Raw genomic sequence first — 11,376 nt, 5'->3', positions numbered from 1 at the left:
ATGCTATAATCAAACCAAACCACGGCCCTGCTTGATGCGATTTATGTCTATATAACAATAAAAAACAACACTTCAGATACTCTCTCGGACAAATGTTTCAGATTTAGATCGTCTTTTCGCCCTTGACAACACTCGTTCAGTGTAAATAATTTCTATCGCGAGCCTACCATGCACGACTTTGTTCACCTGCATGTCCACTCCGAATACAGCCTCCTCGACGGCTACGCCACGACCAAAGGCATTGCCCAACGCGCTGCCGATTTGGGCATGGACAGTATCGCCCTTACCGATCACGGTGTTCTCTACGGCGCAATGGAGTTTTACGAGGCAGCCAAAAAAGCCGGTATCCGCCCGATCATCGGCGTCGAAGCGTACATGGCACCTGGCTCATTGTCCGACCCGATGACGAAAGGGGCGAAGAATTACTTTCACCTCCTCCTGTTGGCGCAAAACGAGACCGGCTACCGCAATCTGGTCAAACTCACTACCCGCGCCCATCTCGATGGTATGGGGAAAGGGGTGTTTGCCCGCCCCCGCATCGACCGCAATCTGCTTGAAGCGCACCACGAGGGCCTGATCGTCACCTCGGCCTGTCTGGCCGGCGAGGTGTTGCACTATCTCAAGAGCGGCGATCGCCGCACCGCTGTCGAGACAGCAGCCTATTACCGCGATCTGCTCGGTCCCGACCGCTACTACATCGAGTTACAACTCCACGACAATACCCCCGAACTCGAGCCACTCAACGATGAATTGGTGCGCATCGCCCGTGAACTCGGCATTCCCCTCGTCGCTACCAGTGATGCCCACTTCATTCGCCCTGAGGATAAAGAAACCCAGCATAAGGTGATGGCAATGGGCATGAACATGACCTACGCCGAGTTCTGTGCCCGCGAATATGCGATGGATGAAAGCTATCACATTATGTCAGGCGAAGAGATGTGGGCGCGGTTTAAACGCTATGGCACCGAGCCGCTCGAACATACCCGCCGGATTTCCGATATGTGTCGGCTCAAGCTCGAGTTTGGACGGGTGCAATTGCCGGTATTCGAGCTGCCTGAAGGTCATGATGCCGCGTCATACCTACGCCTCGTCTGCGAAGAAGGCCTGATGCGCCGCTTCAACGGTCAGCCGCCCGAAGAATATATGCGCCGATTGGAGTATGAGCTCGATGTGATCAATAAGACCGGCTTCCCCGACTATATGTTGATCGTCTGGGACTACGTGAAATTCGCCCGCTCGCGCGGTATTCCCTGCCTACCGCGCGGTTCAGCCGGTGCATCGCTCGTCCTCTACGCCCTCGGCATTACCGATGTCGATCCGGTCAAGAATAAACTGCTCTTCGAGCGCTTCCTCTCCCCCGAACGACTGGAGATGCCCGACATCGACACCGACTTTGCCGACTCACGTCGCCAAGAGATTCTCGATTACATTGCTAATAAATACGGGCGCGAGAATGTAGCCCAAATCATCACCTACGGTACCCTCGGTGCAAAGGCCGCCATCCGCGATATGGGCCGCGTCCTCGGCCTCGACCCCGGTGAAGTGGATCGCGTCGCCAAGCTGATCCCTGCGCTCCCGGTCGGCACAACGATTGCCCAAGCCCTTGAACGGGTGCCCGAACTCAAACAACTCTACGAGACTCAGCCTCATCTGCGCACATTGATCGACGAAGCCCGTAAGGTCGAGGGGCGGATGCGTTCGGTCGGTACCCACGCGTGTGGCGTTGTGGTCAGCCGTACCCCGCTCGAAGAAATTGTGCCGCTGCAACGCACCACCAAAGACGAGCATGCGCTGATGGCGGCGTTTGAGGGGCCGACGCTGGCCAAGATGGGTCTGCTCAAGATGGATATTCTCGGTCTCACCAATTTGTCGGTGGTGGCCGAGGCGCTGAAGTATATCGAGCAGACCACCGGGCAAAAAATGTGGCTCGATGAGATTCCGCTCGATGATCCGAAGGTGTTTGAGGCATTGGGCCGCGGCGAGACCAAGAATGTGTTCCAGCTTGAATCGGCGGGGATGACTCGCTACCTGATGCAGTTGAAACCAACCCGCGTCGAAGACCTCTACGCGATGGTGGCACTCTATCGACCCGGTCCCCTCGAACAGATTCCGGTGTATATTCAAAACAAGAACAATCCGTCTCAGATTCGCTATCTGCATCCGGTGCTGGAGCCGATCTTGGCCGATACCTACGGCGTAATCGTCTACCAAGAGCAGATTATGCAATTGCTCCAGACGGTCGCCGATTATACGCTCGGTCAAGCCTATATCGTGATTAAGGCCATTAGCAAGAAGAACAAGGAACTGATGGCCGAGAACGAAGCGATCTTTAAGCAGGGCTGCCAGCGGAAGGGAATCAGTAAAGAGATTGCCGATCAACTGTGGGAGCTGATCTTACCTTTCGCCGGCTATTCGTTCAACCGGCCCCACGCCACTCTCTACGGCTTGCTTAGCTATCAGACGGCGTGGCTCAAGGTGAATTATCCGGTTGAGTATATGACCGCAGTGCTCACCGGTGCCGGTGGGGTAATTGAAGACGTGACCAAGGCTGCCCTTGAGGCGCGCCGGCTGGGCGTAGCAGTCTTACCACCTGATGTCAACCGCTCGAACAAGGGCTTTACCATTGAGCAGTTATCGCCACCACTCCCCCAAGGAGTGAAGTACGACCGCGGGATTCGCTTCGGCCTGATGGCGATTAAGAATGTTGGCGAAGGGCCGGTCGAGGCGATTATCGCTGCCCGTGAGTCCGGTGGCCCGTTCCAGTCACTGGAAGACCTCTGCGCCCGCGTCGATCGCCACGCACTCAACAAGCGAACACTTGAGAGTCTGATTAAGGCCGGTGCGCTCGATTCACTGCCCGGTAGCCGTCGCCAAAAGCTTGCCATTCTCGATCAGGCAGTACAGGTCGGTTCCGAAGCACAAAAAGCGCGCGAAATCGGCCAGAGCAGTCTGTTCGATATCTTCGGTGAAAGTAGTACCGGCAGCCCGAATGTCGCTCGTATCCCTATGCCACTCATCACCGAGACACCTGCCGAGCAGAAAGAGATGCTCCTGTGGGAGAAAGAACTACTCGGTCTGAACCTCTCGGATGACCCTATTGCGAAGGCGCTTGAAGGGATCGACTTCACCGGCGTTACCGAACTGGGATCACTTGAAGAGGAGCATATCGGCGAGACGCTGACCTTCGTCGGTGTCCTGAGCGGTGTGCGCCGGATTGCCACCAAGAAGGGCGATTCGATGTTGGTGGCAACCCTCGAAGATATGACCGGGAGTATCGAGATCGTGGTGTTTCCGAAGGTGTTGGCAAAAGCCGCCGATCTGCTCCAGAATGATGCAGTAGTACGGGTGACGGCGAAAGTTGATAACCGGCGCGATACTCCGCAACTCGTCGTAGAGAGCGTTGAAGCGCCATCTCCCATCGACCAAACGACCAGCTCTCAACCGGTTGAGATGGATCTCGAAGGGATGAGTGATGAGCTGAGCGGAGCATTAGTGACCGATATACCCATCTCCCTCCCAGAACCATCATCTCAACCAACATCGGTTACCACGGTGTCATCACCCCCAGCTCCATCAGCGACCACCACCCCAGCAGCGGCCAAACCACCAACTGTGCGCCCGCGCCAGCCGGTCAAACTTGCCAACGGGAATGGTCAGGGAAACGGCAATGGACACAGCAAGAGCGGCGAACCAACCCGTACCGACGGGCCACCGGCACGTAATTTGCGGATCTACCTGCCGCGTACTAATAACTTCGACGCCGATGTCGCCTTGATGCAGAATATTCACCGTGTGCTCAGCGCCAGCCAAGGGAATGATCACGTGACACTGTACCTACCCAATGGGGTAGGGATGGTCGTCTTGCAATCACAACACACGGTTGAATTGTCCGATCAATTGGTCGCCGAATTACAGCAACTCCTCGGCCCAGAGCGGGTTCTCCCGGTATGACACGGGTACATTGCCCCATGCCCGTGGGTGCCCCGCCGTTAGGGAATTGCAAATTCACCGACAAACGTCTGCTGCGAGTGATGGCTGTACAACACCAATGTATGCGCACCCACCGGCAAACCGCTCAAGACCAATACACCGCTCACCCGTCCATCACCATCGGCGCGCACCGTTGTCACTGTGACCGGTGGCGCACCATTCGGTGGGTTATACCAAATCCCCACCGGCTCACCGGGGGCAAACCCTTCGGCGGCATAGGTTAACGTTTGTCCAGCTATCGTGATCTCAGGTGTGCGCCGGTAGGTCAACTCTGGGCCGAGACCGATCACGGTACGCGGTAGATTACTCCGTCCACGCCCAAACTCGGTCACCCCATCACGGTACCACAACTGAGCCTCACGGCCAATTGCCCGCCCAACCGGTGCCTCTGCGCGCACCTGGAATCGGATCGTCATCGTTACCAGATCACGCTCAGCAGCTAACGGACCGGTGCGGATCGTGATCAAACCCGACATCACATCACTGACCCACACATCAGCCCGACTCGTCTGCACATCGAGCAAGGCCAAGGTGGTCTCATCAAAAGGTAATTCGATCGTCGCCGCCATCATCGGCCCGCGGCCATAATTTTCTAACACCAGATCGAGCGTCAACAACTCACCAGACCGCGCCACATCAACTATCCGTTGTGCCAACGTCACCCGTGCCGGGCGCACTGCGGTCGGCATTACGACATACTCCACATCGTCAATCAGCCAAGTATCGCGCAAACCACTGATTTCAATCGTTTTTATCGCGCGATTCGTCGGTGCAGTGAGATTTACCCGGTCGAGTCGACCGGTGAAGGTATTAGCACCGACACTGGCCGTAGCGATCACCGTACCGTCGGCAGCTAACGCCGTCACTGCGACGAGATCAGAAGTAGAGACTGCAACCCCAAACGAAACAACACCGGATGGTAAGATGATCCGTCCGCTACCGCTGCCACTCACCCGCGCAAAACCATTGCCGTTCAGCGTAAACGCGCACATTCCACCAAAATCAGGGCACGCACCGGGATACGGTGCATTGTAGCGTCCGCTGCGTACATCACCGAAGCGCCAGCCGTCACCAAACGCCAAACTCCCATACGTACTAATAGCGAGATTATCGGCAAAACCTTCAAAGTCGAGGATAAAAGTTGGTAAAGACTGTGCCGCCGCTATCGGTACCGAACATGATAACCAAACCATTAATAAGATGATAAGATAACGGTACATCATTTCTTCCCTCGCAGTGACGACAGTGATACTTATCATTATAGGTATACATTGGTGCAACCGAGATGGAAAATATGTTAAAAAACCACTGCACTTGAACATCTTGTCAGGTAATAACGCAGTCCGTTTGCTTCACTGGTAATACACACAGCAGCGAAGGTCTTGAGTGCAACAACCTACCTTCAGATGATGAAACCTCTTTGCCAATCGCACGTATATGTATGTAACCATCATACCTCGCTCGAACTCGTGGTCTGGTGGGCTACTAACCCACATCTCTCATGCCGACTACACCTGTTGCAGGAGTTCTTATGCACTCGTATCATCGGTTCTGGCTCGTCTCCTTCATCGGTCTTCTGACGCTCGTGCTCGCTGCTTGTGGTGGCGGTAATGCTACACCAGAGCCTACCGCTGCTCCATCGCCTATCGCAGAACAACCCACCCGTACCCCTCGCCCAACCCTTGCTCCACGTCCAACGGCAACCCCGCTCCCCGAACCCACTGCAACCACTGTTTTGGATAGCCAAATATCCTTGGTCGATATTGGTCCACTCGAGACCTATCGCCACCCAAGTGGTGTCTTCCAAATCGATGTTCCCAACAACTGGACGCTGCAAGACAATAGCTCTGATACCGAATTACAGTTGGTCTGGGTTGACCCTACCGGTAACGGTGCAATCATCGTTGTTCTGGCCGAGAGCAGCCGAACACTCAGCGATACGGAATTAGCCGATCTCCTTACCAGCTATCTGAACGACCGCTTCGGGAGTCAACCCGATTTCAGTACTGAGGATCCCCAACCACAAAGGGACGGCAGCCAACTAATAGTCTGGTCGTATACCGCAACTGCTGACAATAACGTGCGTGCAACACTGCTTGGCAACAGTTTTGTCGAACAACGCGGCAACAAAATCTCGATCCTAACGACAATGATTCCCCAGGAGCAGTTTGAAGTACTGTCTACCTATACCGATCGGATTATCAACACCTATCGGATCAACGAAAGCGTCGCACTGAGCGGCGGAACGGCGCCTGGGAGCGGCAACACCACGAGTACTGGTAGTTTGGCGCCGGTTGAAATTGGTGAGTTGCGCACCTATACGCACCCATCAGGCGTCTTCCGCATCGATCGTCCAGTCAATTGGACTCTCACCGACAATAGCCGGCCCGGCGAGCTGATTCTGGTCTGGACCGATCCGACGAATAATGCCGCGATTGTCGTCGATGTACTCGAAGATAGCACAGTATACAGTGATGATCAGTTAATCGAGAAGCTCGTCGCCTTTCTCAAAAACTCGTTCGGCGACCAGCCCGACTTCTTCTACAATGACCCGCGCCCACAAAACGACGGCAGTATTCTGATCGTCTGGGGCTACACCTCAACCGCTTCCAACAATGTCCAAGCCTCAATGCTGGGGAATAGCTTCATCGAACAGCGTGGCGATAAGGTTTCAGTGTTAACCACCCTGGTGCCTGAAGAACAGTTCGATAAGCTCAAGAGCAAAACGGATGAGATTATCAACACCTATCGTCTTGACCCGAATGTACCGGTGCCGTAGGATTAGAATGTAGTCATCTACACTCTGTTATAGCCTGGTCAGGTGACAATGAAGGGGGACGGGTTTTTTACCCGCCCCCCGTTTTTTGATGGAGTCGTATGCGACAAGAAACAGTTGCCACTAGTTAACGAAGCAGAGACACGCTAGATCGTATTACCCAATGCCAAGAGGTGTAAAGATAGATTAACGCCTTTGATGCGTGATCGACTAGACCAGTCGATTGCTAAAGGATGATCTTTTAGGAACCAATAACTGATCGCATTCACCGGACAAACACCGGGCACATCAAGAATAGGGAGGAATCTTACCTTTTTCCACAATAGCTACTCCTCAAGCCAAACCACTTGATCTCGGTCACTTTAGTACAACAAAACAGATTGAAAGCACAGCAATATCAATAGGAAATAACGACACATAATAATTTCTACATAGTCACTGTTCGATTTTTGAATATCGAATTACATCTTTAGCCCTTTATCACCGAATTATAAATCTCCATAAGAGTGTTATAGTGTGCTAAAGCAGTATAGCGTCGCTCAACAACGCTCCGAGCGTAAAGACCCATTGCTAATGCCTGTTGGGGACGAGCGAGTAGCCACTCTAATTTTTGTCGCAGGTCCTGACTATCACCTGGCCGAAATAGCACTCCACTCTTGCCATCTTCCACTACGAATGGTAGGGAGCCTATATTTGAAGCCAAAACCGGAGTTCCAGATGCCATACTTTCTATGGTAGCTATCGAGAAAGTCTCATACCATACCGAAGGAACGATCACTACCATAGCCTGGCGCAGTAGTTCAAACTTTTTTTCTCCAGTTACATACCCAAGGAAATCTGCTTGAACACCTTGTTTCTGAGCTTTCATTTGCAGAGTTGTTTTTTGAGGCCCATCACCGATAATCTTTAATCTTATCTTAGGTAAACCCGCGAGTGCATCTAACAAGACATCCACTCCTTTTTCTGGTGATAACCGTCCAAGATAAGCAACGTAAGGTTCACGGTACTCAAACGATCCCGGTACAGGGAGTGGATCAGATAAAAAGTTCCCCAGAACATTAATTTTATCTACAGAGGTTAAACCACTTTCTATCAGTTTTTGACCGACGAATTGAGTTAGAACAATAAAACGATCAATCATTTTAAATGTCCCCCAACGCCGATGCAAATAAATGGTCAAGGCATACAACGCACTGAGCGTATAACTTCTACGGTAACATCGCCAGCGAACGGCATGGAGGGTATTGCCATCCTTACAGCGCTCACAAATCTGTCCGTGGGTATAGAAGAGAGCATTTGGACACAGAAATCGATAGTTATGGACGGTTTGTACAATCGGAATACCGGCTTTTCGTAATGCTCGGTACACAGAGGGTGAAATCAAGGGAAAGACATTGTGAACATGCGCTATATCAGGACGTTTGTCAAGGATGAAAGACTGCAGGTCGTGGTATGTTTGCCGATTATATATGGTATTTATCAGAAAAACAGATTTTCGGCGCAGATCGTAAGTGAAGATCTCAGAATTATCACGCTGCCATGTAAACACCTCATGACCATACTGTTGCAGTAGAGCCACTTCAGCACGGTATACAGCAGTTTCTCCACCTGGTTCTCGGTAATCGTTGTGAATAATCAGAATTCGCATGGCCTGGTCAAATCTATCCTGAGCAATTTGTCTTGGAACAATTGCTATCTTTCACACAATCGGTTTGAAGTTCGGTAGTATGATGGCATACAAATAAACGCCTTGCAAGGCAATCACCGAAATCCTGATTCAGACCTTGCTCTTCACGATATACAAAACAGTTCTGCATAACTGACGTCCAAGAAATCTTCCTCACTTAACCCTCACCCCCTACATAATCACATTCACGCAATCGAAAACTGATCTAACACCTTCAACCTGCCAACAGACCGTCTAAACTAATCGGAATATATCACACTTCAGCAACAGGGGCGGAGGGTTGCTCCGCCCCTGCACATTATTTACCCTTTCGCTGCTGTATAATGCTCGGCGACCTTCTTCCAGTTCACCACGTTCCACCAGGCATCGACGTAGGCGGCCCGCTTATACTGGTACTTCAGATAGTAGGCATGCTCCCAAACATCAATACCGAGAATAGCCGTCTTCCCCTCCATCAACGGGTTGTCTTGGTTGGGCGTACTCATAATGCTCAGGTTACCGTCTTTATCGGTGATCAGCCAAGCCCAGCCTGAACCAAACCGACCAAGCGCTGCTGCCTTGAACTTCTCTTTGAAGGCGTCGAAGCTGCCAAAGGTGGCATCGATTGCAGCCGCCAGATCACCTTCCGGCGCACCACCGGCATTCGGCGCCATAATCTCCCAGAAGAACGTATGGTTCCAGTGCCCACCGCCGTTGTTGCGCACCGCGGTTCGGATCGCCTCCGGAATCGCCTCAAGGTTGCTCAGAAGCTCTTCAATCGACTTGCTCTGTAGGTCGGGGTAATTGGCTAACGCATTGTTCAGGTTGGTTACGTAGGTCTGGTGATGGTTATCGTGATGGTAATGCATCGTCGCTTCGTCAATGTACGGCTCTAGTGCGTTGTAGTCGTAGGGGAGCGGTGGAACTTCAAACGCCATGAGAAACCTCCGTGGCACTTTCAAACAACGACGGCCACCCTTGGCCGTCTTAACTTAAGCACTTCTATTGTACCGCGAATTATGGATGTAATGCTACTGCGGAATACGATACCGACAACAATGCCCACCTTCAGCTATCGTCATATCACGCTCGATCGGTGTGGCAAGCAGGTCTTCGTAGAGGCGTAGTTCTTGATCACAAATCTGTGGGAAACGACGAGCAACACAATCAAAGGGGCAGTTGTACTGAGTCATCAAAAGATCACCGTTCTCAAGCTGCTCACATTCGCACATATACCCCTGTTCGGCCAGCCGCTCGGCCAGTATGGCAACCTGCGTCGCCCGCACCTTACCGGCAAGTTGTGGGGCAAGAGTGGCGTGTAAGGCGTTTCGTCGTTGTTCCAGCACCTCTTGCACCGCAACCTCGCCGCCCATCGCGGCTACACTCTCGAACAGCTCACAGACTAAACGTTCGTAGTGTTTAGGAAAAAAATGTTCGGCGCGCTCGGTGAGCGCATAGAGATGCGCCGGACGGCCTACGTTTCGGCGCAGACCACAAATGTAGACGAGACCCTCACGCTCGAGTGCGGCAAGGTGTTGGCGGATCCCAACCGCACCGATGTCAAGTGCAGCGCTCAGTTCTACCGCACTCATCTGCCCATGCCGGCGCAGGAGCTGCAAGATGCTGCGCCGTGTCGCTCCCTGTTCTCTGCGCTCAACCTTGTGCATGGTCGATGTCACCACTTTACGAATATGATTCTATCGAATAATCTTATGGTGAGTATATCAATCGCGCTACACCCTGTCAAGCAAGATAATTGCTGTCTGTGATTTTAGTAACATCAACTTTTTGTAATTCTCTGGTATAATGCTCAGAGACGCGGAGTCAACCAAACGGAGCAGAGCAATGGGTCTCTTTTCAAGTAACCAACCGGTACAGGTGACCGAAGAGCAGATTTTGGCCGCATTGCGGCAGGTGCAAGAGCCGGAGTTGGGCGGTGATCTGGTCTCACGCCAGATGGTGAAGCATATCGCGATTTGCGACGGTATTGTGCGCTGTACTATCGAACTGACGACACCGGCTTGTCCGCTGAAAGATCAGATTCGCAACGATATTGTCACAGCGGTCAGTGCCGTTCCCGGCGTGAAAGAGGTGAATGTTGATTTCACCGCCAATGTCCGCCGTCCGGCCGGTATTCCTGAACAAGCAGCTATTCCCGGTGTTGCGAATGTGCTCGCAGTGGCCGCCGGCAAGGGTGGGGTCGGCAAGAGCACGGTGGCAGCTAACCTGGCCGTGGCACTCGCCCAGATGGGGGCACAGGTTGGGTTGCTCGACGCCGATGTCTTCGGGCCGAGCTTACCACTGATGTTGGGGATACACGGTCAACCGGCTGCCGTCAGTGATGCCAATGGCCAACCGATGATGCTTCCACTGACCAACCACGGCATTAAGGTGATGTCGGTCGGCTTTTTGATTGATGAGTCGCAACCGGTGATTTGGCGCGGGCCGATGGTTAGCCAGTTGCTCCGTCAATTCCTCTATCAGGTGGCGTGGGCGCCGCTCGATTATCTGATTATCGATATGCCACCCGGTACCGGTGATGTGGCCCTCACACTCGCGCAGAGTTTGCCATTGACCGGCGCCCTGATCGTGACCACGCCGCAGCAAGTGGCAACCATCGATGTCGTGAAGGCGATGGAGATGTTCCGCAAGGTGAATGTACCATTGCTCGGTATCGTTGAAAATATGGCCTATTTTGTTGCCCCCGATACCGGCAAACGCTACGATATCTTCGGTAGTGGTGGCGCCGAACGGCTAGCCCGCCGGTTGGGAGTACCGTTACTTGGTCAGATACCGCTTGGGATGAGTGTGCGTGAGGGCGGTGATACCGGCCAACCGGCTGTGATTAGCGACGCTCCCGATGCTTACGCCAATATCTTTCGTGAACTGGCCCGTCAAGTCGCTGCCCGGATTTCGGTGTTGCAGTACACAACAGTGTAGTTGT

At 52.9% G+C, this 11,376-nt stretch carries 7 protein-coding genes; 3 read left to right on the top strand and 4 right to left on the bottom strand.

The window, feature by feature from the left end; all coding sequences use genetic code 11:
- Window positions 1–168: 168 nt before the first annotated feature.
- Window positions 169–3,951 carry a DNA polymerase III subunit alpha gene (gene dnaE / locus ACP5OT_RS07485; RefSeq protein ID WP_424674890.1) on the top strand — a complete coding sequence of 1,261 codons (3,783 nt, stop codon included), beginning with the start codon at window positions 169–171 and terminating at the stop codon, window positions 3,949–3,951.
- 38 nt (window positions 3,952–3,989) lie between these two features.
- Here dnaE and ACP5OT_RS07480 read toward each other — a convergent pair whose 3' ends face one another.
- Window positions 3,990–5,210 (bottom strand): hypothetical protein, encoded by a 1,221-nt coding sequence (locus tag ACP5OT_RS07480; protein ID WP_428131789.1) that lies wholly within the window; start codon window positions 5,208–5,210, stop codon window positions 3,990–3,992.
- A 311-nt stretch (window positions 5,211–5,521) separates the two neighbouring features.
- On the opposite strand from ACP5OT_RS07480, the gene ACP5OT_RS07475 reads away from it, so the two are divergent.
- Window positions 5,522–6,769 (top strand): hypothetical protein, encoded by a 1,248-nt coding sequence (locus ACP5OT_RS07475; RefSeq protein WP_424674893.1) that lies wholly within the window; start codon window positions 5,522–5,524, stop codon window positions 6,767–6,769.
- Between the two features lie 466 nt (window positions 6,770–7,235).
- Here ACP5OT_RS07475 and ACP5OT_RS07470 read toward each other — a convergent pair whose 3' ends face one another.
- The 3 genes from ACP5OT_RS07470 to ACP5OT_RS07460 form a co-directional block, all read right to left on the bottom strand.
- A complete protein-coding gene (locus ACP5OT_RS07470) occupies window positions 7,236–8,414 on the bottom strand; it encodes a glycosyltransferase family 4 protein (RefSeq protein WP_428131787.1) in 1,179 nt (392 codons plus the stop codon).
- 341 nt (window positions 8,415–8,755) lie between these two features.
- Window positions 8,756–9,370, bottom strand: a complete 615-nt coding sequence (locus ACP5OT_RS07465; protein ID WP_424674894.1) for a superoxide dismutase — start codon at window positions 9,368–9,370, stop codon at window positions 8,756–8,758.
- Between the two features lie 93 nt (window positions 9,371–9,463).
- The gene (locus ACP5OT_RS07460; protein ID WP_322490445.1) at window positions 9,464–10,099 is read right to left on the bottom strand and encodes a helix-turn-helix transcriptional regulator; all 636 of its coding nucleotides are present in this window, start codon (window positions 10,097–10,099) and stop codon (window positions 9,464–9,466) included.
- Between the two features lie 178 nt (window positions 10,100–10,277).
- Between ACP5OT_RS07460 and apbC the strand changes: the two genes are divergently transcribed.
- Window positions 10,278–11,372, top strand: coding sequence for an iron-sulfur cluster carrier protein ApbC (gene apbC / locus ACP5OT_RS07455; RefSeq protein ID WP_424674895.1), 1,095 nt, complete (start codon window positions 10,278–10,280; stop codon window positions 11,370–11,372).
- Window positions 11,373–11,376: the final 4 nt, after the last annotated feature.

This window comes from Chloroflexus sp. (assembly GCF_049970315.1).
In the GTDB taxonomy this organism is placed as follows: Bacteria; Chloroflexota; Chloroflexia; order Chloroflexales; family Chloroflexaceae; genus Chloroflexus.
This window is presented reverse-complemented; position numbering and strand designations above follow the sequence as displayed.